This window comes from Arthrobacter caoxuetaonis, from assembly GCF_023921125.1.
Lineage (GTDB): Bacteria > Actinomycetota > Actinomycetes > Actinomycetales > Micrococcaceae > Arthrobacter_B > Arthrobacter_B caoxuetaonis.
Genome location: NZ_CP099466.1, coordinates 1860261 through 1884793, shown reverse-complemented (window position 1 = coordinate 1884793; position 24533 = coordinate 1860261). Strand labels below are relative to the sequence as shown.

Genomic DNA, 24533 nt, shown 5'->3' with positions numbered 1-24533 from the left:
CGCTGCCGGCCTGCCGGCCGTAGGGTTCGGGGTCGCCGTCGAACTCTTCGGTTTCTTCCTCGGTGCCGAAGGCCGAGGGGCTGCCGGCAGCGGATCCTCGCAGGACTTCCTCGTCTTCGTCCAGCAGATCCTCGTCGGCCTCTTCATCGTCGTAAATCTCGAGCGGGGTGACTTCACCGTAGGCGTCGTAGAGCACTTCCTCGTAGACTTCGAAAGCGTCAGCAATAGCCAGGTAGGCGCCTTCGACGGCAGGATCCTTCTCTCCGCGGCGGGTGGCAGCAGCAGCAAGGTGCTCCTCAAAAGCGGCAACCAGGGACTGGAGCGCTACGCGCGGATCTATGCTCATGGACTAGACGTTAGCCGCAAAGCAGGCAAAATGGGATGGAAATGCGAGAACAAATTCTGAAACCGGACTGGTCCTTTCCTGCCGCTCCCGCCAAGGACTATGAGTATCTGGTCCTTTCTGTCGGACCCCATGAGTCGCTGCCGGAAGCCCGCCGAAAAATCACCGACCACGCGGAGTACGGCAAGTGGGAGCTCCAGCGCACGCGCATTTACCGCGGAGGCATCCACCGGTACTGGCTGCGGAGGAAAGTCATGCGGGTCCAGCGGACTGCCTAGCCGGCAGGCCCGGTTTCACTGGTCCTGGACTGGCCCCAGCAGTGCATTTGCCATGGAGTTATGCGCAGAGTCCTCGCTTGAAGGATGGAACATCCCGGCCAGTACGTCCCGGTAGAGCCGCTCCAGCTCCTGGCCGCGGAAGTAGCTGCGGCCGCCGGCAGTCTTCATGGCTGTTTCCACCACGGTACGCACGGTGTCTGTTGCACGCAGCTTCAGGCCGGAGAGCCGGGGGAACCAGAAACTGCCGTGATCGGCTCCCTCTTCCAGGTCGCGGGCTACGGCTTCAAGCTGGAGCCGTACACCGTCCATCCTGATGGCGGCGTCGGCGATCCGCCAGCGGGTGTGCGGATCCTGCGATGCCGGGACATCCTGGCTGGTGCGGCCTGCGGCAGCCTCGGCAGCCAGTTCCACCGCTCGTTCCCCGATCCCCGTGTACACCGCGGACAGCAGCGTCTCAAAGAGGCTGAAGATACCGAACACGAACTGGTCGGCGTGGGGGCCCACAGGCGTATGCCGCACAATCCGGTCCGCCGGTATGAGGGCGTCCTGCAGCAGCGTGGTTCGTGACTGCGAGGCCCGCATTCCCATCGTGTCCCAGTCATCCAGGGCCGAGATGCCCGCCGTGGACCGGTCTGCGAAGCCGAAGACCAGACTCGGTTCAGCGGGGTCTGTGGAGTCCTTTCCGAAGATGCCCAGCCTGGTCCACGCCGGTGACAGGCTGGTAAAGATCTTCCGCCCGGTAAACGCGTAGCTTCCGCCGCCCTGCGGAACCGCAGCCGTCAGCGAGTCGAAAAGGACGGCAGAGTTACCGGGTTCGGAAATGCCAAAGGCAAAGACCTCGCCGCGGGACGCTTCCTCCAGGACGAAGGACAGGGAGTCATCCCCCTTCAGGGACAGCAGGTGGGCGACACCGCACCAGACCAGATGCATGTTGATGGCAAGCGCGGTTGCCGGTGCCGCAGATGCCAGCAGCCGCTGGCACGCCACGACCTCCGGAAGGCCCAGGCCCGAACCGCCCTGCTCCACCGGCGTAAACAGCGCCAAGTAGCCCGCGTCGCGCAGCTCCTGGAGGTCCTCGTCGAAGAAGGCATTGCGCTGGTCGTACTCCGGTGCACGGCGGCGCAGCCGTTCCAGCAGGCCGGGAGTGAGAATATCTGCGGCGGGCATCGGTTCGGGATCCTTCCGGGCTGTCTGGTCAGGGCAGGTCAAGGGTGGTGCCTAGTACCCGCGGAGCAGGCGGGACAGTACCTTCGTGCCGAACTTCAGGGAATCAACAGGGACTCGTTCGTCCACACCGTGGAACATCCCCGTGAAGTCAAGGTCCTCGGGCAGGCGCAGCGGAGCGAAACCGTATCCGGTGATTCCCAGGCGGCTGAGGGATTTGTTGTCGGTGCCGCCGGAGAGGGTGTACGGCAGCACCGGGGCACCCGGGTCTTCCGCCTGCAGGGCGTCCACCATGGAATCCACCAGGTTTCCGGAAAAGGGCACCTCGAGCGAGACATCTTTGTGTTCGTAGCTGACGTCGATTCCGTCGCCTGCCAGTCCGCGGATGACTTCCAGGAGATGCTCTTCCTGGCCGGGCAGGGTCCGTGCGTCGATCAGTGCCTCTGCCGTACCCGGGATGACGTTGTGCTTGTATCCGGCGGACAACAGTGTCGGGTTGGCCGTGTTCTGCAGCGTTGCACCAACGAACCGGGCCACGGTGCCGAGTTCGCTGAGCAGTTTGTCAGGGTTCTCGGGATCGAACTCGACGCCGGTCAGCTCGGTCACCCCGTCCAGGAAGGCGCGGGTGGTATCGGTGAGTTCAATGGGCCACTCGTGGGCACCAATCCGCGAGACGGCACCGGCCAGGCGGGTCACTGCGTTGTCGGTGTTGATCTGGGAGCCGTGTCCGGCCCGGCCGTGTGCTTTCAGGCGCAGCCACGAGATTCCTTTTTCAGCGGTCTGCAGCAGGTAGGTACGCCGGCCTCCGATAGTCGCCGAAAACCCGCCGACCTCGGAGATTGCTTCCGTGGCGCCGTCGAACAGTTCGGGGCGGTTGTCTACTGCCCAGCTGGCGCCGTAGCTGCCCCCGGCTTCTTCATCCGCGAAAAAGGCGAAGATGAGGTCACGCCGGCCGCGGGTACCTGTGCGGGCCATTTCGCGCATCACCGCGAGGATCATGGCGTCCATGTCCTTCATGTCGACTGCCCCGCGGCCCCAGATCAGGCCGTCCCGTTCCTCGCCGCTGAACGGGTCCACGCTCCAGTCCTGCTTCTGCGCCGGCACGACGTCGAGGTGGCCGTGGACTACCAGTGCGGGCAGGGAGGGATCGGAGCCCTCAAGGCGGGTCACCACCGAGGCGCGGCCGGGTGCGGATTCGAACAGGTCAGCTGACAGTCCCACCTCTTCGATAAGTCCGGCGACGTACTCTGCTGCCTTCCGCTCCCCCGGTCCGGTTCCGTCACCGTAGTTGGAGGTGTCGATGCGGATCAGATCCTGGCAGATACGGGTGACTTCGTCTTCGGCGCGAACGCTCATGCACTTCTCCTTGCTCGGCGGGATAGGGCCAGCCTAGCTACTGGGCACGCCGGAAGCCCGGCTTTGTTCCAGCCGCGTCACGGAACCGGGAGCTGAACTGGGCCGATTCGTTCTTCCCGGTAAAACCGTGTTAGAGTTTTTCCCGTTGCAAACGAAGAAACGGAATGAAAAACGTTCTTCGGAAGACACCCAAGCGCGGGTGGCGGAATGGCAGACGCGCTAGCTTGAGGTGCTAGTCCTCTTATTGAGGGTGGGGGTTCAAGTCCCCCTCCGCGCACAGCGAAGACCCTCCTGGTAACCACGGTTACCAGGAGGGTCTTTTTTGTATCCCCTGCCGACGCCGGGCAGCGGCCCGGTACCGCTGTGTTCTTCATCTCATCCCCCGCCGGACTTCGGGCTCTGTCACCGCGGCCTGCGCATGGGTACCCTCGCATCATGGACGGCAGTGCATTACTGAACATTGTCCTGGTGCTCTTCTTCATCCTGCTCGGCGGCGTGTTCGCCGGAGCGGAGATGGCCCTGGTGACACTTCGCGAGGGCCAGATCCTCCGGCTGGAAAACTCCGGGAAGCGCGGAGCACGGACCGCGCAGCTCGCGCGGAACCCGAATCTGTTCCTCTCTGCCATCCAGATCGGCGTCACCCTTTCGGGATTCTTTTCGGCTGCCTATGGGGCTTCGGCGCTGGCGCCGGCAATTTCCCCGGTCCTGGAGGGCTGGGGACTGGCGCCTTCCCTTGCCCAGAGCGCCGCATTTGTTGCCATGACGCTGGTGGTCGCCTACTTGTCCCTGGTGTTCTCGGAACTTGTTCCCAAGCGGCTCGCCATGCAGAACGCGGAGGGCTTTGTACGTGTCCTTGCTCCCCCGTTGTCCCTTTTCGCTGCGGTGATGCGCCCGGTGATCCGGCTGCTGTCTGTCTCCACGGACGCCGTGGTCCGCCTGCTGGGCGGAGATCCCCAGCTGAAGAACGTGCCCATTTCCCAGCAGGAGCTGCTGGAGATGGTGAAATCCAGTCCTACCATCGCGGATGAGAGCCGCAGCATCCTGGCAGATGTCTTCGGCGCCGGCCACCGGCTCCTGCAGGAAGTGATGCGCCCGCGGCCCATGGTCGAGTTCCTTCCCGCATCACTCACCCTGGCCGAAGCACGGGTCCGCGTCCATGAGCTGCCCTATTCCCGGTATCCGGTCATGGGCGCGTCACCGGATGATGTGCTCGGCTTCATCCATGTCCGGGACCTCATCGGGCGTGATCCGGACCCATCCGGCGAGACCCGGCTCGGTGAGATTGCCCGGCCCATCCTGTTCCTGCCGGGTACGGCAACCGTCCTGCCCACATTGTCCAGGATGCGGCGGGAGAACAGCCACATCGCCGTCGTGGCTGACGAATACGGGGGCACTGACGGCATTGTCACGCTGGAGGACCTCGTCGAGGAACTTGTCGGCGAGATCTACGACGAATACGACACCGCCCGGGACCCGGAAGACCGCCACCTCGCCCTGGAAGGCGGAATGCTGGTCGACGGCGGATTGATCCTGCAGGAATTCGACCGGCTCACCGGGATAGTGCTGCCTGAAGGGCAGTACGAAACTGTTGCCGGCTACATCCTGGACCAGCTCGGGCGCATGGCCGTCCCCGGGGATGCCGTCCCTGCACCGGGCGGGCAGCTGCGTGTCATGGAGGTTGACCACCACAGGATCCAGGCGGTGCGGGTTATTCCTGAACCTGGGATCCAGGGCTAAGTTCCCCCGGCAGCCGGTACACGCCGGTCCGGATTCGGAGCCCGAGTGGATGGATCCTGCCGGGTGCATTGCGGCGCCGGTGCTTCCGCGCGCAGAATACCGGGCATGAGTGTTCCCGGAGGTGAGAATGCGGCGACCGACGGTTCGCCGCGGGAAAGCAGCGGCCCGGAACTGAAACGGGTGATGGGAACCAAGCTCCTGCTCCTGTTCATCGTGGGTGACGTGCTGGGAACCGGCGTCTACGCCCTGACCGGACAGATCGCCGGAGAGATTGGCGGAGCGGCCTGGGCTCCGGTCCTGATCGCCTTTTCCGTTGCCACGATCACGGCGCTGTCCTACCTGGAACTGGTGACCAAGTACCCGCAGGCAGCCGGAGCCGCCCTGTATACGCACAAGGCTTTCGGGATCCACTTCGTCACGTTCCTGGTGACCTTCGCCGTCCTGTGTTCCGGCATCACCTCAGCCTCTACGGCGTCGAAGTTCCTTGCCGAGAACTTCCTGGTCGGGTTCAACCTCGGCTGGGGGCAATTCGGCGTAACCGCCATAGCAGTCAGTTTCATGGTGCTTTTGGCGCTCATCAATCTCCGCGGGGTCGGGGAAAGCATCAAGTTCAACGTCTTCCTGACCATCGTGGAACTGACCGGGCTCCTGATCGTGATCGGCATCGGCTTCTGGGCCATGGGCCAGGGCAACGTGGACTTCTCCCGGGTCATGGTCTTCGAGACCGAGGGCGGGAAATCCGTGTTTCTGGCGCTCACCGCGGCTACGTCCCTGGCGTTCTTCTCGATGGTCGGGTTCGAGGACTCCGTCAACATGGCCGAAGAGACGAAGGACCCGGCGCGGATATTTCCCAAGGTCATGCTCAGCGGCCTGGGCATAACGGTCTTCATCTACCTGCTGGTCTCCATCGCCGCCGTGGCGGTGGTCCCGGTAGGGCAGCTCTCCGAAAGCCAGACTCCCCTGCTGGAAGTGGTGCAGACCGGCGCTCCGGGGTTCCCGATCGACGTCTTTTATCCGTTCCTGTCGATCTTCGCCGTGGCCAACACGGCCTTGATCAACATGCTGATGGCGAGCCGGCTGCTTTACGGGATGTCGCGCCAGGAGGTTCTGCCCCGTGGATTGGCCCTGATCCTGCCCGGGCGCAGGACACCGTGGGCGGCGATCGTGTTCACCACGGCAATCGCCACCGGACTCATCATCCTGGTCACCAACGCCATGGGTCCGCAAACGGTTTCGGCGCTGGGCGGAACCACCGCACTGCTTCTGCTCTGCGTGTTCACGGTCGTGAACATAGCCTGCATCGTGCTGCGCCGGCGTCCGCCGGATCCCCAGCCGAACACGGAGGACGGACCTGCGGCTGTCCGCAAGACATTCCGCTCCCCCGGCATCATGCCCTGGATCGGGGCCGCCACCTGCGCCTTCCTGGTGGGTCCCTGGGCGCAGGACCCCATCGAGTACCGCATCGCCGGAATCCTGCTGGCGATAGGCGTCGTCCTGTGGTTCTTTACCTGGCTGTGGAACCGGGCGGTCAAAGCCAAACGAACCCGCTTTACTGATCCGGAGGAACTCCATGGCTAGCATCGTCGTTGGGTACGTCCCGGGAGCCGAGGGTGCTGCCGCCCTCGCGCAGGCGAGACGGGTGGCCGAGCTGTTCCAGGACGAGCTGGCAGTCGTCAACGTCCGCACCACGGGCCGCGGCCTGGGGCACGGGCATGCGCACGGCGAGGATGCCGCCGATGACCTGAACTCGATTGCCGCGGAACTGGAATCGGCAGGACTGTCCTTCGAGATCATCCATCCGGAAGGGGACTACGACCCCGCGGACGAAATCCTGGCGGTTGCCTCGCGGCTTGGGGCACGGCTGATCGTCGTCGGCTTACGGCACCGCACGCCGGTGGGCAAGCTTTTCCTCGGCAGCACGGCGCAGCGGATCCTGCTGGAGGCGTCCTGCCCGGTCCTCGCGGTCAAGGCCGGCCAGGCCCTGCAGGATTAGGCGGCGTGCCGGAGCTCTGAGGCGATGGCTTCGATTCCGGTCCAGGTTTCAGCGAAGGACGTGGACAGCGGAGAAAGTCCCAGCCGGATGCCGTTGGGGTTGCGGTAGTCCGGAATGATGCCGCGTTCCCACAGCCGGGCCGTGACGTCCTTGAACGACGGATGGTCGATCGTGACGTGGCTGCCCCTGCGGGCGGTGTCCCGCGGCGACGCCAGCGTGACGCCAAGCGGAGCGAGGATTTCGTCGAATGCCTGCACGGCAAAGGAGGTGAGCTGCACGGACTTGGCTCGCACGGCGTCCATGCCTGCCTCGGCGATGAGCGCAATCATGTCCTGTATGGCCAGCATGCCCAGGATCGGCGGTGTTCCCGAGACCACCCGCTGGATCCCTGCGGCGGGTACGTAGTCCGCTCCCATGGCAAATGGATCGCCTGCGCCCAGCCAGCCCTGGATGGGCTGGGCGAAGTCTTCCTGGTGGCGGCGGGCAACGTAGGCCCACGCAGGGGCGCCGGGACCGCCGCCCAGGTACTTGTAACTGCAGCCGGCGGCATAATCGACGTTCCAGTTATCGAGCTCGGCGGGAACCGAGCCGGCCGAATGGCACAGGTCCCAGAGGACCCGTCCGCCGGCTTCATGGACCAGGGCGGTGATGGCCGGGACGTCGGCGATAAAACCGGACCGGTAGGCCACGTGGCTGAGGACCACCAGGGCCGTCTGCGGCCCGACGGCGGAAGCCACGGCTTCCGGGCTCACGCCGCCGTCGTAATCCGCCTCCAGCCAGCGGAGCGTCATACCGCACTCGCGGGCGATTCCGTCCATGACGTAGCGGTCCGTGGGAAAGTTGTCCCGGTCCAGCACGATCTCGGTTCGGCCTGCGCCGGCAGCCACAGCCGCACGCGCCAGTTTGTAGAGCAGCACTGTGGTTGAGTCCGCCACGATGCACTGCCCCGGCGCCGCGCCGAGGACTGTCGCGCCCAGCTGGTCACCGATTGCCGAGGGAAGGGCGAGCCAGCCCTCGTCCCAGGAGCGGATCAGCCGGCTGCCCCACGCATGGGTAACGAACTCCCCCAGCCGGTCCAGAGTTGCCGCCAGCGGCCGGCCGAGGGAGTTGCCGTCAAAGTAGGCACTGATGGCCGGGTCATTGTGTCCAACGAAACGTTCGCGCAGGTCAGCCAAGGGATCCGCAGCGTCCAGTTCCTTGGCCAGTTCAGCAAAACGGGATTCGTTCATGGCCCGAACTCTAGCAGTCCAGGTCCCGGCATCCTTATCTTTCAGAGCGGCCGGGCCCAGCCGTGGAAGTGCCTGCGGCGGCTGCGCTGGTTCCACCCCGTGAACGTTGTCCCTGCCATGTCGCCCGGGGCGCCGGCGTCTGAAATGCGGACGCTCACCGTCGCCGGAAGGAACACCGGCGATTCGAACTCGATGCTCCATTCGAAGGGTTCCGGCAGGGCCGGACCCGCTTCCGCAACGACCCGCGAGGCGAGGTACATGCCATGGGCGATCGAGCGCTTCATGCCCAGCGCTTTGGCGGAGAGGCTGCTCAGGTGGATGGGGTTGAAGTCCCCCGACACCTTGGCATAGTTCCGTCCTGCGTCCGCTCCGAGCCGCCACTGGGCCGTGGGAAGCGGCGGGGTGAAGTCCTCCCGCTCCGTCCGGGCCTGCGGGCGGTCGATCCGGGGAAGGAACACGCCCTTTGCCAGATAGACCGAACGCCCGGTCCACACGAGTTCGGTGCCGGACCGGACTTCGGCCACCAGTTCCACCTGTGTTCCCGCGCGGTGCCCGGCCAGGTTTTCCGCCCAGGCGGTGACGCTCAGCGGCTCCGTGTAATGGATGGGCCGCAGATGCGTGACGTGGTTGCGCAGATGCACCATGCCCAGCAGGGGCAGGGGGAAGTCCTCACGTGCCATCACGCTCATGGCCACCGGGAAGGCGAACGTGTGAACGTACCCTGACGGAAGCGTGTCCTGGGCGCTCCGGAGCACCAGGCGCTGGAAGTCCGTCAGCCGGTCCAGATCCACTCTGGCGTTGGTGACGGTGTGGCGCGCTGCCGGCAGCGTCTGGGTCGAAGCCGAGGATGTCAGTTTGCTGCGCGCAGCGTTGCCGGCCGCGGAAAGGTACAGCCGGCCGAGTGCGGGGATTTCGTGGAGCTGGAATTGCTCCAGGTCCTGGACACTCATGCTCCGACCATATTCTGGCCGCAGACCCGCAGGACCTGGCCGTTCACGCCGGCTGCACCGTCCGAGGCGAGGAACGCGATGGTCTCGGCAACGTCGACGGGCTGTCCACCCTGCTGCAGGCTCGAAAGGCGCCGGGCAACCTGGCGGGTCAGCGCCGGCATCCGGGCGGTCATGTCCGTTTCGATGAAGCCGGGAGCGACGGCGTTGATCGAACCGCCGCGGGGCTCCAGCAGGGGTGCGGTGGCCCGGACCATACCGATGATCCCCGCCTTGGATGCCGCGTAGTTCGTTTGGCCGCGGTTGCCGGCAATGCCGCTGGTGGAAGCCAGCGAGACAATCCGGCCCTGCTTGCTGAACGCCTCCGAAGCCAGGAAACGCTCGTTCATCTTCAGCTGTGAAGCAATGTTGACCGCAATCACGGAATCCCAGCGTGAGGCGTCCATGTTGGCCAGCAGCTTGTCACGGGTAATCCCGGCATTGTGGATCACGATGTCCAGCCGGCCGTAACGCTCGGAAGCGTGTGCCAGGATCCTGTCGGCAGCGTCGTCGCGGGTGATATCCACCTGCAGGGCGGTACCGCGGATTTCGTTCGCTACCGCTGCCAGCTGCTCCCCCGCTGCCGGAACGTCGACCACAATGACGTTGGCGCCTTCGCGGTGCAGCACGCGGGCGATCGCAGCTCCGATGCCGCGTGCGGCTCCGGTGACGACGGCGGTCTTGGCCGCCAGCGAAGCGGTCCATTCGGCGGGCAGTTCCCCGGCGGCGGAACCAACGGTGATGAACTGCCCGTTCACGTACGCGCTGCGGCCGGAGAGCAGGAAACGCAGGGCGGCGGCCACGGACGGAGCCGTGGCACCGGTTCCGTTGGCCAGCACGATCCCGTTCGCGGTCGCCCCGCCGCGCAGTTCGTGCGCAAGGGAACGCAGCGTGCCCTCGACACCCTGGCGCGCGGCAGCTGCAGCGGGGTCCTGCGCCTCGGAGGCCGGCCGCGAGACGGTGACGATCCGTCCCCCGGAGGCAAGGTCGCGCAGGCTGGCGCCGGCGTCAAGGCTGACCGAGGAGAGGTCCTCCGGCGACATCACTTCGTCCAGGACCATGAGGATGGCGCCGAGCTTCTCCTTGGGAGTCGCGTGGCGGCGGACATCCTGCTGCCAGGAAAGCAGCACCGAGGCCAGGGCGTCAGCGGACTCGCCTTTCCCCAGGACCAGGAGCGGTCCCGGCACCAGGGGCTTGGACGGGTCGAAACGGCGCAGCACAGCCGGCCGCGGCAGCCCCAGCTTCTTGGCAATCTCCTTGGTAAGGCCGGAGTTGACCAGGTTCAGATAGGTATCCGACATGTCAGCGGGCCTCCAGGATGGCCACGAGACCCTGGCCTCCGGCCGCGCAGATCGAGATAAGGCCGCGCCCGGATCCCTTCTCGGACAGCATCTTTGCCAGCGAGGCGACGATCCGGCCGCCGGTGGCGGCGAACGGGTGGCCGGCAGCGAGCGAGGAGCCGTTAACGTTGAGCTTGCTCCGGTCGATGCTGCCCAGCGGGCCCTCCAGGCCCAGGCGCGTGCGGCAGAACTCGTCATCTTCCCAGGCGGCGAGGGTGCTCAGCACCGTACCCGCGAAGGCTTCATGGATCTCGAAGAAGTTGAAGTCGTCGAACGTCATGTTGTTGCGGGCCAGCAGGCGCGGCACGGCGAAGGCCGGCGCCATGAGCAGTCCGTCGCGGCCGTGGACGAAATCGACCGCACCGGCCTCGGCATCGACGATGTTGGCAAGCATCGGCAGATCATGTTCGCGGGCGTAGTCTTCCGAGCCGAGAAGCACAACCGATGCGCCGTCGGTCAGCGGGGTGGAGTTGCCGGCGGTCATGGTTGCTTCGTCGCCCAGGGCACGGCCGAAGACCGGCTTGAGGGAGGCAAGCTTCTCCAGCGAGGTGTCTGCACGCAGGTTCGAATCGCGGGACAGTCCGCGGTACGGGGTCATGAGGTCGTCGAAGAAGCCGCGGTCGTAGGCAGCTGCCAGATTGCGGTGGCTGTTGTACGCCAGTTCGTCCTGGCTTTCGCGGGTGATCTTCCACTGTGCCGTGGTCAGCGCCTGGTGCTCCCCCATGGAGAGTCCGGTGCGCGGCTCGCCGGTGTTCGGTGCGTTCGGTGCCAGGTCCTTCGGGCGGATCTTGGCGATGGCTGCGAGCTTCTGCTTGGTGTTCCGGGCACGGGAAAGGTCCAGGAGCGCGCGGCGCAAACCTTCACTGACGGCGATTGGGGCATCCGAGGCGGAATCGACACCGCCGGCGATGCCGGATTCCAGCTGGCCCAGCTTGATCTTGTTTGCGAGGGAAACCACGGTTTCCAGGCCGGTGGCGCAGGCCTGCTGCACATCGTAGGCCGGCGTTTCCGGGGACAGCGCGGAGCCAAGGACTGCCTCCCGCGTGAGGTTGAAATCCCGTGAGTGCTTCAAAACCGCGCCGGCCGCGACAGCGCCGACCCGTTCCCCCTGCAGCCCGAAGCGGGCAACAAGTCCGTCAAGCGCGGCGGTGAGCATGTCCTGGTTCGAGCTGTGGGCATACGCTCCGCCGGACCGGGCGAAGGGAATGCGGTTGCCGCCGATTACGACGGCGTTCCGTACGGCGGGACCAGAGACCTGCACCGGCTGGGGTGCGGGGGCGGGTTGTGCAGCCATTCGTCATTCTCCTTGGGGGTCGTTGTGTGACGAGAGTTACTGTAACTCAGCGTACCTGATACGCTGAGTATCGTGAACAGCGCAGTGAAACAAGACACACGGACGGCGGACGGAAGGTCGGTGCGGTGGGAAGCCCACCGCACCGAGCGGCGCGGAGCCTTGATCAAGGCCGCCCGCCGCGCCGTCCACACCCTGGGCGCGCAGGCATCCATGGAAGAAATCGCCGCTGCTTCCGGTACCTCCAAGTCCGTGTACTACCGCTACTTCGGCGACAAGTCAGGACTTCAGCAGGCCATGGGCGAAGTCGTGATCAACCAGATGCAGGAAAAGATCCTGGCCGCCGGGCGCAGCGCGGACTCCCCCCGCTCGGGTATGCGTGCCATGGTCTCGGCTTATCTGCAGATGGCCGAGACCTCTCCCAATGTCTATGCCTTTGTCACGGGCAGCCCGGCAGGCGAGGCTGCGGCAGGCAGCGAACCCGGTGTCGCCGTCGCCCTCTCGCATTTCATGGCGAATATCAGCGCCATGATGGACCACGCCGTGCAGCTGTACCTGAAGGGCCACCAGTCGGATGCCGTGACTCAGTCCGCCGCGGGCTTCTGGCCCATCGCAGCCCTGGGGATGGTGCGTTCAGCCGGCGAACGCTGGCTCGCGACGCCGGCCGGACCGGATCGTCCGACTGAAGCCGAAATGACCGACCAGCTCACCATTTGGCTTTTCGACGGGATCGGCTGGGACACCCCCGACCCCTCAGCAAAGACTGTTACTCCCTCCACCACTGTGCGTGGCGGCCGAACCGGCTCCGACGCAGTGCCGACAAGTAAGGACACGCAATGACGCAATCAGTCTCCACTCCAGAGCGCCAGATTCCGGCCAGCACCGTCATCAGCGATGACGATTCGGCTACCGTCAACGTAGAGGCACTGGGCCGTGCGCTCCTGGGCAAGTGGGAGGACATCCGGCTGAAGGCCAGGGCACTTGCCGGTACCGATGCGCTTCACACCCCCGCAGGCCTGACGCACACCGAGCACCGGCTGCGCGTCATGGACCAGCTGAAAATCCTCGTTGACGCCGATGCCGTGCACCGTGCCTTCCCCGAGTACGTCGGCGGCCAGGACAACCACGGCGGAAATGTCGCCGGGTTTGCGGAGCTGGTGGTGGCCGATCCGTCACTGCAGATCAAAGCCGGCGTGCAGTGGGGCCTCTTCGGCTCCGCCGTCCTGCACCTCGGCAACCGCGAACACCACGAGAAGTGGCTCCCCGGCATCATGAGCCTGGAAATCCCGGGATGCTTCGCGATGACGGAAACCGGCCACGGATCCGATGTGTCCAGCATCGCCACCACGGCGGAATACGACGAGGCGGCCGGGGAATTCATCATCAACACGCCTTTCCGCGCGGCGTGGAAGGACTACATCGGCAACGCCGCCGTATACGGCAAGGCCGCCGTTTTGTTCGCCCACCTGATCACCAAGGGCGTCGACCACGGAGTCCACGCGTTCTACGTTCCGCTGCGGGATGAGAACGGATTCCTGCCCGGCATCGGCGGCGAGGATGACGGAGTCAAGGGCGGCCTCAACGGAATCGACAACGGCCGGCTGCACTTCAGCAACGTCCGGATTCCCCGTACCAACCTGCTGAACCGCTACGGAGACGTCGCTGAGGACGGTACCTACACGTCTAGCATCGAAAGCCCGGGACGCCGCTTCTTCACGATGATCGGCACCCTGGTCCAGGGGCGGGTATCGCTCGACGGCGCAGCAGTTGCTGCCTCCAAGCTGGGACTGAACATCGCTATCAAGTACGCGACCGAACGCCGGCAGTTCAACGGTGCCTCGGATACCGTCGAGGAAGTGCTGATGGACTACCAGCAGCATCAGCGCCGGCTGCTGCCGCTGCTGGCCACAACGTATGCGGCCTCCTTCGCCCACGATGAACTGCTGGCAAAGTTCGACGACGTGTTCTCCGGCGCGGACGACACGGACGAGAACCGCCAGGACCTTGAAACACTGGCCGCGGCGCTGAAGTCACTTTCAACCTGGCACGCGCTGGACACACTGCAGGAATGCCGTGAGGCAACCGGTGGTGCGGGGTTCCTGGCTGAGAACCGCCTCACGGCCCTCCGGTCGGACCTGGACATCTACGTCACCTTCGAAGGCGACAACACCGTCCTGCTCCAGCTGGTAGCCAAGCGGCTGCTCGCCGACTACGCCAAGGAATTCCAGAGCGCCGACTTCGGTGTCCTGGCCCGCTACGTGGTGGGGCAGGCCACTGAACGCACCTTCCACCGCTCCGGCCTGCGGCAGATCGTACAGACCGTCGCCGACACGGGCTCCGAAAAGAAATCCGCCATTGCCCTGCGTGACGCCCGCACCCAGCACGCCCTGCTGGCAGACCGCGTCGCCACGATGGTCGCGGAGGTCGCCGGAGAGCTCCAGAAGGCCCGCAAGCTGCCCAAGGCGGAGGCCGCGGCGGTGTTCAACCGGAACCAGCACGACCTGATTGAGGCTGCCCGGGCACACGCCGAGCTGCTGCAGTGGGAGGCCTTCACCCGCGGCCTGGAGCGGATTGAGGACGACGGCACACGGCAGGTAGTGACCTGGCTGCGCGATCTCTTTGGCCTGAGCCTGATCGAAAAGAACCTGGCCTGGTACCTGATGCACGGCCGCCTGTCTTCCCAGCGCGCCCGCACCCTGGGCGAGTACATCAACCGGCTGCTGGCCAAGATCCGCCCGCACGCCATGGACCTGGTCAACGCCTTCGGCTACGGGCCGGAGCACCTGCGCGCAGCAGTTGCCACGGGCGCCGAGAAGGAGCGCCAGGATGAGTCCATGGAGTACCAGCGCCTGCTCCGGGCAAGCGGTGCGGCTCCGGTCGACGAGAAGATCCTGATCCAGCGGAAGAAGCAGGCCGCCAAGGCCAGCCGCTAACAGCTGAACCAAAAAAGCGGTGTCCGCAGGCAGCCCTGCGGACACCGCTTTTTCACTGTCTTCAGACGTTTCTAGGGAAGAACCGAACGGTAGACGTCGATGGTCGCCTGGGCGATGGTGTCCCAGGAAAACTCCTGCTCGGCACGCCGGCGGCCGGCCTGGCCCATTTGGGCTGCGCGGTCCGGGTCTGTGACAACAACGGTCAGCGCGGCAGCGAAGTCCCGGACGAAGGTCTCGGGATCAAGCGGGGTGCCGGTGCCGTCGTCGAGCTGGTCCAGGGGGACCAGGAGTCCGGTCACTCCGTCGTCCACGACTTCAGGAATGCCGCCGGTGGCACTGGCCACGACCGCCGTGCCGCACGCCATGGCTTCAAGGTTGACGATGCCCAGCGGCTCATAGATCGACGGGCAGGCAAACGCCGTGGCGGAACTGAGGACCTTGATGAGCTCGTCCCTGGGCAGCATGCGTTCGATCACGACAACACCGCCGCGGGTTTCCATCAGCTCCCCGATGAGGATGGCCGTCTCTGAGGCGAGTTCGGGTGTGTCCGCGGCACCGAGGCACAGGATGACCTGCACGTCCGGGGGCAGGAGGGCAGCTGCGCGGAGAAGATAGGGGACGCCCTTTTGCCTGGTGTTCCGCCCGACGAAGACGACCGACGGGGCATCCGGGTCGATGCCCAGGCCCCGGAGGGCATCCGGGTCGTGGTCAGGCCGCCAGGCGCCGGTGTCGATGCCGTTGTGGACAACGTGCACTTTCCCGGGGGTGACTTCCGGGTAGGCGCGGAGGATGTCCCGGCGCATCCCTTCCGAGACGGCGATGATGGCCGAGGCGGCGTCGTACGCCGTTTTCTCGACCCAGGAGGAAAGCGCATAGCCTCCGCCCAGCTGTTCGGCTTTCCAGGGACGCAGCGGCTCGATGCTGTGGGCACTGAGCACATGCGGAACCCCGTACAGCAGCGAGCCGAGGTGGCCGGCCATGTTCGCGTACCAGGTATGCGAGTGGATGACGTCTGCGCCCTGGAAGCCCTGAAGCATGTCAAGGTCCGTTCCCAGGGTCTGAACGGCCGGATTGGCGGTTTCGAGCTCAGCCGGAACGGGGTAGGCCTGGACCCGGGCTCCGTGATAGTCCAGCTCGCGCGGTGCCCCAAAGCAGTGGACGTGGAGGTCGAGGAGACCTGCCAGCACCCGGCTCAGCTCAGCGACGTGCACACCGGCACCGCCGTAAATTTCCGGCGGGAATTCCTTGGAAACGATATCTACTCGCACTTGTACAACGTAGTGCACATCACGTGCGGTGATCTAGTCTGTTGGGCAGCAGGCTTACCTGTCCGGCAGGCTAAACAGTTTCCCACCTGTGGGTGGAAGTCAGGAGTATGCACATGGCACCGAAGAAAGTCCTGTCCGTTGTCCTCGCCGGGGGCGAGGGCAAGCGGCTGATGCCGCTTACTGCTGACCGGGCCAAACCCGCCGTGCCTTTCGCCGGGAAATACCGGCTCATCGATTTTGCCTTGTCCAACCTGGTGAATTCCGGCTACCTGCAGATTGTGGTGCTGACCCAGTACAAGTCGCACAGCCTGGACCGGCACATTTCCGAAACGTGGCGGCTGTCGACACAGCTGCAGAACTACGTGGCATCCGTGCCCGCACAGCAGCGGGTCGGAAAGAGCTGGTTCCTGGGCAGCGCCAACGCCCTGTACCAGTCGATGAACCTGATTGACGACGCGCGGCCGGACATCGTCGTCGTGATCGGGGCAGACCACGTGTACAGGATGGATTTCTCCCAGATGGTCGACGCCCACATTGCCTCGGGTGCGCCGTGCAGTGTGGCAGCGGTCCGGCAGCCGCTGTCCATGGCCGACCAGTTCGGCGTTATCGAAACGGACCCCTCCATGCCGGGGCGGATCGCCGCCTTCGTGGAAAAGCCCTCAAGCACTCCCGGCCTGCCCGATGATCCCGACAGCTTCCTGGCCTCGATGGGTAACTACGTCTTCACGACTGATGCCCTGGTGGAAGCGCTGCGGGTGGATGCGGAGCGCCTGATCACCAAGCACGATATGGGCGGGGACATCATTCCGTATTTCGTGGACCGCGGAGAAGCGGCGGTTTACGACTTCACCGAAAACGTGATTCCCGGGGCGACCGGACGGGACCAGCGGTACTGGAGGGATGTCGGCACCCTGGATTCCTACTACGACGCGAACATGGACCTGATTTCGCCCGTCCCCGCATTCAACCTGTACAACCTGCAGTGGCCCATTTACACCAGGCAGAGCATCTCGCCGCCCGCCAAGTTCGTCCGCGGCCCTTCCGACGAACCGGGTACCGCGCTGGACTCGATTGTGTCCAACGGTGCAGTCATTTCCGGGGGCAGCGTCTCCGGGTCCGTCCTGGCGCATGACGTCTACGTCGACGCAATGTCCAGCGTCAGCGACAGCGTGATCATGGACGGCGTGCATGTGGGAGAACGGGCAATTGTCCGCCGGGCCATCGTGGATAAAAACGTGCAGATCCCGCCGGGTGCCACTGTCGGCGTGGACCGGGAGCTTGATCTTGCCCGCGGCTACACCGTGACGGCGTCGGGCCTCACCGTGCTGAGCAAGGGGCAGACGGTCCGCATCGACTAGGCGGTGCGGAACCCGCGGCCCGCATCCCGGCAGCCTACCTGCAGGCCGCTGGGATGTCCGGGCTGTGGGCCCCGCCGCTTGATTCCGGCTTGGCGTGCCCGTGGCGGTAAGGTCGAAGTGCACCATTTTGCCCTCCGCCGTGCATACCCCCGGCGGACCACATCCCAGAAACGACTCCATGAGCAGCACTGACCTGAGCAGCACTGACAGCACCGACCTCAGCCCTGAAGACCTGGAGGCCTGCCTCCGGGTCCTCTCCCGGATCCATGTGCTTGAGGAAGACCACCCGGACCACGTCGCCGTCCGCCGGGCAACCGCCAAGATGTTCAAGGCCGTCAAGAAGCACCGCAAAGTTGCGAAGCGGGACGCGGTGGCGGAAGCGGACCGCGCCGTCGTGGCCCGCACCGCCACCGGCGCTCCGGACCGGATCGACGACGAGACCCGCGGTGCGCAGCTGCGCAGTGCCGCCCACGGCCCGTCCGCCGGAACCCTGTTGAAGCCGCGCAACTGCTACATCTGCAAGCAGCCCTACACCCTGGTCGACGCCTTCTACCATCAGCTCTGCCCGGAGTGCGCTGCCTTCAGCCACGCCAAGCGGGACGCCAGGACCGACCTCACCGGACGGCGTGCACTGCTGACCGGCGGGCGCGCCAAGATCGGCATGTACATTGCGCTGCGGCTGCTCCGCGACGGTGCCCACACAACGATCACCACCCGTTTCCCGAAGGACGCGGCCCGCCGCTTCGCGGCCATGGAGGACTCAGCGGATTGGCTGCACCGGCTCAAGATTGTCGGTATTGACCTGCGGGACCCCGCGCAGGTGATCTCCCTGGCCGACGCTGTCGCCGCCGACGGGCCGCTGGACATCCTGATCAACAACGCTGCCCAGACCGTCCGGCGGACGTCTAACGCCTACCAGCCGCTGGTGGACGCCGAACATGAAGAACTTCCCTCGGGCCGGCCGATGCCGGAGCTCGTGACGTTTGGCAATACCTACAACGCCCACCCCACTGCGCTGGCCGGCTCCGTGGCGGAGCATCCCGTGCTCGCCGGCGACGCGGTGACGTCGCTGGCGCTGACAGCCGGCTCCTCGTCCCTGGCCAAGCTGGAGGCCGGCACGGCAATCGACGCCGGCGGCCTGGTTCCGGATACGGCACCGGTCAACAGCTGGACCCAGCTGGTGGACGAGGTGGACCCGCTTGAGATGCTCGAAGTGCAGCTGTGCAACGTGACGGCGCCGTTCCTGCTGGTGAACCGGCTGCGTCCCGCCATGGCCGCTTCCCCCGCCCGGCGCAAGTACATCGTGAACGTCTCCGCCATGGAGGGCCAGTTCGCCCGCCGCTACAAGGGTCCCGGGCACCCCCACACCAATATGGCCAAAGCCTCGCTGAATATGCTCACGCGCACCAGTGCCGGCGAAATGCTGGAGACCGACGGCATCCTGATGACGGCGGTGGACACCGGCTGGATCACCGACGAGCGGCCGCATCCGACCAAGGTTCGCCTGGCCGAGGAGGGTTTCCACGCGCCCCTGGACCTCGTTGACGGAGCGGCGCGGGTCTACGATCCGATCGTGATGGGCGAGGCAGGCGAAGACCTGTACGGGGTCTTCCTCAAGGATTACCGGCCGTCTCCCTGGTAGCCCGGCGGCGCCGGATGGCGGCGGCTGCCTTGCTGATTTCGGAGACGACGATGATGCTGGCAGCCGTACCAATGCACAGCAGCCACTGGTCCGCGGTCAGGGGGGATGTGTCGAACAGGTTCTCCAGCACGCCCACCTGCACCACCAGGATCTGGAGCACGACGACGGCGCCCAGGGCCAGCCAGATGCTCCGGTTGGTGAAGGTCTGCAGTGAGAAGACCGACGACGTTTCGCTGCGGACGTTCAGCAGGTTGAAGACCTGGTAGAACACGAAGGTAGTGAACGCCATGGTGGTCGCGAAGTCCTCCCCCGGTGCTTCGCTTCCCGGGAAGATCGACGGTGAGGCGAGCCCGACCCAGCAGGTTCCCGCCGCCATCACGATCCCGGACACCAGCAGCCCCACCAGCCGCTGGCCGGTAAGCAGCGGCTCCCGCGGCTTCCGCGGCGGCTGCCGCATGACGCTGGGATCGGTCCGGTCCACCCCGAGTGCCAGCGCCGGCGGCCCGTCCATGATGATGTTGACCCAGAGAATCTGGATTGCGGTGAAGGGCGCTCCCCCGGCGAATCCGAACGTTGCCGCGGCGAGGAACATCAGTACGAATCCCCACGCAGTGGTGAGCTGGAAACGGACGAACTTGAGGATATTGGCATAGATGCCGCGCCCCTCCTCGACAGCGTCGACGATCGTGGCGAAGTTGTCATCGGTGAGAATCATTCGCGCCGCGCCCTTGGAAACATCCGTTCCCGTGATCCCCATGGCAATTCCAATGTCGGCCCGCTTGAGCGCCGGGGCGTCGTTGACGCCGTCGCCGGTCATGGCAACGACACTTCCGTCGGCCTGGAGCGCCTCGACCACCCTCAGTTTGTGTTCGGGAGAAACCCGGGCCAGCACGCCGTACTGCGGTGCCCTCGCTTCGAGTTCGTCCTGGCTGAGCCCGTCCAGGTCCGCGCCGGAAACGGCGCTGCCCCGGATACCGAGGTCCTCGGCGATTGCCGAAGCAGTGACAAGATGGTCCCCGGTGATCATGTGGACGCTGATGCCTGCTCCGTGGGCACGCTCGATTGCCTCACGCGCTTCGGGGCGGGGCGGGTCCATGATGCCGACGACGGCGTACAGGACAAGGTTCGTCGCCGTTTCCTTGAGGCCTGCCGGGTCCTCGGGCACCGGATCATCCAGCCAGCGTCCGGCAACGGCCATGGTCCGCAGCCCGGATCCGGCCATTGCCGCCACTTCCTCTGCCAGGCGTTCCCGCCAACCGGTGTCCAGCGGTTCGACGCCGCCCGCAACGGCTGCGTGGGAGCACATTTCCAGGACGACGCCGGGTGCACCCTTGACGTTGCAGTGGACGGTTCCCGGTTCGTTCCTGCTGGTGTTGAAAGTCGCCATGTACTTATAGGCGGAGTCGAAGGGGATTTCCGCGACCCGGGGATGCGTCGCCCGCGCTCCCATCGGATCGATGCCTCCCTTCTCGGCGAGCACCACCAGTGCACCTTCAGTCGGGTCGCCGGAGAGGATGCCGTCGGTGACGGAGGCATCGTTGCAAAGGGCCATGGCGAGGTACGCCTCGGTCAGTGCCGGAACCTGGTCGCCGTCCGGGCTCAGAATCTTGCCGTCTACGCCGTAGCCGGTCCCGGTGACCCGAAAGGTGGGCCCGGCGGGGCCGAGGATGCGGCGCGCAGTCATTTCGTTCAGTGTCAGGGTGCCGGTTTTGTCCGTGCAGATCTGCGACGTCCCGCCGAGGGTCTCCACGGCGGAGAGTTGTTTGATGATGGCTCCGCGGGCGGCAAGGCGCGACGCACCCATGGCGAGAGTGAAGGCCACGACGGCGGTGAGTCCCTCTGGGATGGTGGCCACGGCCAGGGACACCGAGGTCAGGAGCAGGGTGCTCAGGTCCTCACCGCGCAGCAGTCCCAGCAGGAAAACAAGTGCCACGACGGCAAGGGCGATCCACGTCAGGAGCGCGGCCAACTGGTCAATGCTGCGCTGCAGGGTTGTCTTTTCATCCGGGGTGCTGCCGAGCATATGAGCGATGTGTCCCATTTGGGTGGCCATCCCCGTGCCCGTGACGACCATCAGGGCACGGCCCCGGCTGATGTCCGTGCCCATGTACAGCATGCTGTGGCGGTCGCCGAGTGGTGCGTCTGCGTCCGGGGTGGCCTGCGCGTCCTTGTTGACTGGCTGGGATTCACCCGTAAGGGCCGCTTCAGCTGCCTGGAGCCGCACTGCTTCCAGCAGGCGTCCGTCCGCCGGAACGGAGTCCCCCGCTTCCAGGAGGACGATGTCCCCGGGAACCAGGTCTTCGCGGGGAACTGTGGCAGTCGTGCCATCCCGGCGGACCCGGGTGGTGCCTACATCCGTTTTCCGGAGGGCCTCCAGGCTGTTCTCCGCCCGGCGCTCCTGGACATAGTTCAGGGTGGTGTTCAGGATGACGACGGCAAGAATGACGATCGGAGTTTCGAGTTCCCCGGAAACGACGGCGCTGAGGACGGCGGCAGCGAGGAGGACCAGGATCAGCCGGTCCGAGAGCAGCGCCAGAATCTTGCGCCACGCCGGAACCGCGGGCTTCCCGGCCAGCCGGTTAAGCCCGTACTCAGAACGGCGTTCCTCTACGGCGCGGTGCGTAAGGCCGCTGTGGGCGTCCGTGCCGAGAAGGGAAGCGACCTCAGGCCCCGGAAGGGTCCATGGTGCTGGTACGCGGGACTCGGGATCGGTGGCCGGGGCGGGAGACGCGCCGGCCGGCGGATCGCTGCCATGCTGCATGGGCTGCCCCTGTACTGGGCTCGGCGGATGGTCTGCCAAGTCTACCAACGGGCGCTCCGGGCGGTAACCGATCGCAGCGGAGTTGGACCGGGGGGTCCAACTCATGAACAGTAAGACCATGCCGCAACCCGCCGACCTCCGTAAACTGGCCCCCGGCCTGGCAGCTGTGGCTGTTGCCGTGCTGGCCGGGTTCCTCCTGCACCGGGTGGCCGCCGGCATTCCGGTGCTCACCGCGGCCGTGGTGCTGGGCCTGCTGGCGGGCAATATTCCCGGTCCCGCGGCGCTTGCGGCTGGAAGCTGGCGGCCCGGAATTGCGCTGGCTGCCAAGAGATTCCTCCGGCTGGGAATTGTCCTGCTGGGCCTGAAGGTGTCACTGGTCGACATTGCCGGGCTCGGCTGGATCTCGGTGGGACTCGTCATCGCCCTGGTCGGTTTCTCGTTCGCTGCCACCTGGTTCATCTGCCGCCTCTTCCGCCTGCCCGGTGAGGAATCCGTCCTCGTCGCTGCGGGATTCTCGATCTGCGGTGTCTCCGCCGTCGGCGCAGTTGCCGCTGCCCGGGCGGTCCCCGCTGAGCGGACCGCTGTCCCGGCGGCCATGGTGACCCTCTGCGGAACTTTGGCCATCGCCGTGCTTCCACTGCTGTCCGGCATGCTTGGACTGTCCCCGGACACCTTCGGATTCCTCACCGGCGCTTCGGTGCACGACGTGGGGCAGGTCGTGGCGACTGCACAGACGGCGGGGCCCGCAGCCCTGGCCCTGGCCGTCGTCGTCAAGCTGGTCCGCGTGCTGATGCTCGCTCCGGTCAGTGCCCTGGCCGGACTCGACCATCGCCGGCGCAGCGAAGGAACCGGCACGTACCCTCCGCTGGTCCCGCTGTTCGTGGCGGGCTTCCTGGCCGCTGTGGCGCTCCGCACGTCCGGGGTACTGCCCTCCGGGGTCCTCGACGTGGCCGCCGGTCTCCAGGAAGTACTGTTCGCTGCCGCCCTCTTCGGACTCGGCGTATCCGTAAACCTCCGGCAGCTGGCACGGACGGGCGGCCCGGCAGTCGCCGCCTCGCTGGTGTCCTGGTCCCTCATTGTCTCCGGCGCGCTAATCCTGGCTGTCCTCCTGGTGCCCGCCGGCTGAGTATTGTCCCCGGTGCCGCCTGCGCAATAGGCTCGAGAATCTTTCGACCCACCCTGGCTGCCCGAGGGACCATGAGCCACACAGCACGCCAAGGACCTGTTGGCGGGTCCAGGCAAACCACCCGCACCGCCGGGCTGCTGCCCCGCTTTGCGGGCCTGCTGTGGTGCGCGCTCATTCTCTGGCTGGCGCTGTCCAACCTGGTGGTGCCTTCCTACGGCTACTCCCGCTATGAGACGTGGGCTGCCGTCCTGGCAGGTGCCGCAGTGCTGGTCCTTGCTGCAGGCTATCCCTGGCTGCTCTCCCGGCTTGATGCCGCCCTGTCCCCGGTGCGGTGGCTGCAGATACCAGCCGCGCTGCTGGGATGGGCCGCGGTCTTTGCGGTTAGTGCCCGCGTGGCCGATGCGGTCAGGCTGCCGCCGGACTGGGACGCGGCCGCGATCTACTATTCCGGGACAGCGGTTTCCGAAGGGACACCCGAGGCAGCAGACCGGGGCTACTTCGAGGTGAACCCCAACAATCTGCTGCTCATGCTGCTCCTGGGCAAGTACCTGGAAGCAGCAGAGTCCTTTGGTGCGGTGGACCTGCGGCAGTCAGTCGCCTACCTGAACGCCGCGGTGCTTTTCTCCGGGATGCTGCTGACGTATGCCTGTGGTTATCTTTTCGGCGGAAAGCAGGCTGCCAGGCTGACCCTGGTGCCCTCGATCATCCTTATTGCGCTTTCTCCCTGGCTGCCGGTCTTCTACTCGGATACGGCCGGACTGCTGTTTCCGATCCTCATCCTCTGCCTGGTGGGGTTGGCTGCACGGTCCCGGCTGCCCGGCCGGCTCCTGCTCTGGGCCGCCGCCGGAGCGGCAGCGGCCGTCGGCTACGGCATCAAACCAACAGTCCTGATTGCCCTGGCAGGCGCCGTGCTGGTGCTCCTGCTGTCCATCCGCCGCTCGAACTGGCGGCAGGACCTGCTGGCAGGCACGGTTGCCGCCGTGCTGGCCGCAGGAACCTTCGCAGGGACCAACGCAGCACTGAACAGCTGGAAGGAGGTATCTGGTTTTCCCGCAGCGGGGACCTCGGACAGCCAGACACTCCCCTTTACCCACTTCCTCAAGGTGGGAGCGCAGCAGTATCCAGGACCTCACGGGGATTACTACGGTGCGTACAACGAAAAAGACCGAACCAGCACCCTGGCGGTCGAGGATCCGAAGGAGCGGTTCAACGCAGGACTGCGGGCGTATACGGAACGGGTCGAGTCCATGGGCCCGGGCGGGTACGCAGCTTTCCTGAACGCGAAACTGCGCTGGATCACCGGCGACGGATCGTTCTTCAGCTGGGGAGAAGGCAGCATGGACGCGAACGCTTTCCTTGCCGAGGACAGCTTCAGCCGCTGGGTCCAGGACTTCTACGGCCCGGGGCGTCCGGGCTTCGGGTTCCTTCTCTCGGTGTGGCAGGGCACCTGGTTCCTGCTGCTGGGGCTGTGCGGCGCAGCACTGTTCCTCCGGGGAGAGCGGCTCCAGGCGCTGGGCCCGGTAACCGCCAGACTGGGGCTGCTGGGCCTGCTGGTGTTCCTGATGTTTTCCGAAGGGCGGGCCCGCTTCCTGTACCTCTACGTGCCGTACTTTATTGTCCTGGGTTCACTTTCGCTGCAGGCTGCGGAAGAGCTGGCGGGACGCACTTGGCGGCGGCGTGCCCGGCAGGCGCCTGCGGATCCGGCACCCAAGATGGTTGAATGAACGG

The 24533-nt window shown here is 65.8% G+C and carries 18 protein-coding genes, 1 tRNA gene and 1 pseudogene; 11 read left to right on the top strand and 9 right to left on the bottom strand.

Annotated features, from left to right (window positions below; genetic code table 11):
* Nucleotides 1–100: 100 nt before the first annotated feature.
* Nucleotides 101–346 (bottom strand): annotated as a pseudogene (locus tag NF551_RS08595) (hypothetical protein); the annotation flags it as partial.
* A gap of 41 nt (nt 347–387) precedes the next feature.
* Between NF551_RS08595 and NF551_RS08590 the strand changes: the two are divergent.
* Nucleotides 388–621, top strand: a complete 234-nt coding sequence (locus tag NF551_RS08590) for a DUF5703 family protein (protein ID WP_227896674.1) — start codon at nt 388–390, stop codon at nt 619–621.
* Nucleotides 622–636: 15 nt separating this feature from the next.
* Here the strand turns inward: NF551_RS08590 and NF551_RS08585 are convergent, their stop codons facing one another.
* Nucleotides 637–1788, bottom strand: a complete 1152-nt coding sequence (locus NF551_RS08585; protein ID WP_227896676.1) for an acyl-CoA dehydrogenase family protein — start codon at nt 1786–1788, stop codon at nt 637–639.
* A 51-nt stretch (nt 1789–1839) separates the two neighbouring features.
* Complete coding sequence (locus tag NF551_RS08580; protein ID WP_227896677.1) at nt 1840–3141, bottom strand: M20/M25/M40 family metallo-hydrolase; 1302 nt, start codon at nt 3139–3141, stop codon at nt 1840–1842.
* A gap of 193 nt (nt 3142–3334) precedes the next feature.
* Between NF551_RS08580 and NF551_RS08575 the strand changes: the two genes are divergently transcribed.
* From NF551_RS08575 to NF551_RS08560, 4 genes are all read left to right on the top strand, one after another.
* Nucleotides 3335–3418 (top strand) — tRNA-Leu (locus tag NF551_RS08575).
* Between the two features lie 158 nt (nt 3419–3576).
* The gene (locus NF551_RS08570; protein WP_227896678.1) at nt 3577–4878 is read left to right on the top strand and encodes a hemolysin family protein; all 1302 of its coding nucleotides are present in this window, start codon (nt 3577–3579) and stop codon (nt 4876–4878) included.
* 105 nt (nt 4879–4983) lie between these two features.
* The gene (locus tag NF551_RS08565) at nt 4984–6456 is read left to right on the top strand and encodes an APC family permease (RefSeq protein WP_227896679.1); all 1473 of its coding nucleotides are present in this window, start codon (nt 4984–4986) and stop codon (nt 6454–6456) included.
* Nucleotides 6449–6871: a universal stress protein gene (locus tag NF551_RS08560; RefSeq protein ID WP_227896680.1), complete on the top strand. Its 423-nt coding sequence runs from the start codon at nt 6449–6451 to the stop codon at nt 6869–6871. Before NF551_RS08565 ends, NF551_RS08560 begins: the two co-directional genes overlap by 8 nt.
* On the opposite strand, the gene NF551_RS08555 is transcribed toward NF551_RS08560, so the two are convergent.
* From NF551_RS08555 to NF551_RS08540, 4 genes are read right to left on the bottom strand one after another with little or no spacing between them, the layout of a single operon-like run.
* Nucleotides 6868–8100, bottom strand: a complete 1233-nt coding sequence (locus tag NF551_RS08555) for a kynureninase (protein WP_227896682.1) — start codon at nt 8098–8100, stop codon at nt 6868–6870. The two genes, NF551_RS08560 and NF551_RS08555, sit on opposite strands and share 4 nt — an antisense overlap.
* Nucleotides 8101–8141: 41 nt before the next feature.
* Nucleotides 8142–9050 (bottom strand): MaoC family dehydratase, encoded by a 909-nt coding sequence (locus NF551_RS08550; RefSeq protein WP_227896683.1) that lies wholly within the window; start codon nt 9048–9050, stop codon nt 8142–8144.
* Entirely contained in the window at nt 9047–10387 is a 1341-nt protein-coding gene (locus tag NF551_RS08545; protein ID WP_227896684.1) for a 3-oxoacyl-ACP reductase, read from the bottom strand. Before NF551_RS08545 ends, NF551_RS08550 begins: the two co-directional genes overlap by 4 nt.
* Before the next feature lies 1 nt (nt 10388).
* A complete protein-coding gene (locus NF551_RS08540) occupies nt 10389–11720 on the bottom strand; it encodes an acetyl-CoA C-acetyltransferase (protein ID WP_227896685.1) in 1332 nt (443 codons plus the stop codon).
* A 72-nt stretch (nt 11721–11792) separates the two neighbouring features.
* Between NF551_RS08540 and NF551_RS08535 the strand changes: the two genes are divergently transcribed.
* Both NF551_RS08535 and NF551_RS08530 read left to right on the top strand, forming a co-directional pair.
* A complete protein-coding gene (locus NF551_RS08535) occupies nt 11793–12557 on the top strand; it encodes a TetR/AcrR family transcriptional regulator (protein ID WP_227896686.1) in 765 nt (254 codons plus the stop codon).
* Nucleotides 12554–14650, top strand: a complete 2097-nt coding sequence (locus NF551_RS08530) for an acyl-CoA dehydrogenase family protein (RefSeq protein ID WP_227896688.1) — start codon at nt 12554–12556, stop codon at nt 14648–14650. Before NF551_RS08535 ends, NF551_RS08530 begins: the two co-directional genes overlap by 4 nt.
* A 71-nt stretch (nt 14651–14721) precedes the next feature.
* Here the strand turns inward: NF551_RS08530 and glgA are convergent, their stop codons facing one another.
* A complete protein-coding gene (gene glgA, locus NF551_RS08525; RefSeq protein WP_227896690.1) occupies nt 14722–15918 on the bottom strand; it encodes a glycogen synthase in 1197 nt (398 codons plus the stop codon).
* Nucleotides 15919–16025: 107 nt separating this feature from the next.
* Here glgA and glgC point away from each other — a divergent pair, with 107 nt between their 5' ends.
* Together glgC and NF551_RS08515 are read left to right on the top strand one after the other, a co-directional pair.
* Nucleotides 16026–17276: a glucose-1-phosphate adenylyltransferase gene (gene glgC / locus NF551_RS08520; protein WP_331460417.1), complete on the top strand. Its 1251-nt coding sequence runs from the start codon at nt 16026–16028 to the stop codon at nt 17274–17276.
* A 178-nt stretch (nt 17277–17454) separates the two neighbouring features.
* Entirely contained in the window at nt 17455–18918 is a 1464-nt protein-coding gene (locus tag NF551_RS08515; RefSeq protein ID WP_227896691.1) for an SDR family oxidoreductase, read from the top strand.
* Here the strand turns inward: NF551_RS08515 and NF551_RS08510 are convergent.
* Nucleotides 18890–21679 carry a cation-translocating P-type ATPase gene (locus NF551_RS08510; RefSeq protein WP_227896692.1) on the bottom strand — a complete coding sequence of 930 codons (2790 nt, stop codon included), beginning with the start codon at nt 21677–21679 and terminating at the stop codon, nt 18890–18892. The two genes, NF551_RS08515 and NF551_RS08510, sit on opposite strands and share 29 nt — an antisense overlap.
* A gap of 118 nt (nt 21680–21797) precedes the next feature.
* Between NF551_RS08510 and NF551_RS08505 the strand changes: the two genes are divergently transcribed.
* The gene (locus NF551_RS08505) at nt 21798–22805 is read left to right on the top strand and encodes a YeiH family protein (RefSeq protein ID WP_227896693.1); all 1008 of its coding nucleotides are present in this window, start codon (nt 21798–21800) and stop codon (nt 22803–22805) included.
* Between the two features lie 71 nt (nt 22806–22876).
* Nucleotides 22877–24529 (top strand): hypothetical protein, encoded by a 1653-nt coding sequence (locus NF551_RS08500; protein ID WP_227896694.1) that lies wholly within the window; start codon nt 22877–22879, stop codon nt 24527–24529.
* Nucleotides 24530–24533 lie beyond the last annotated feature (4 nt).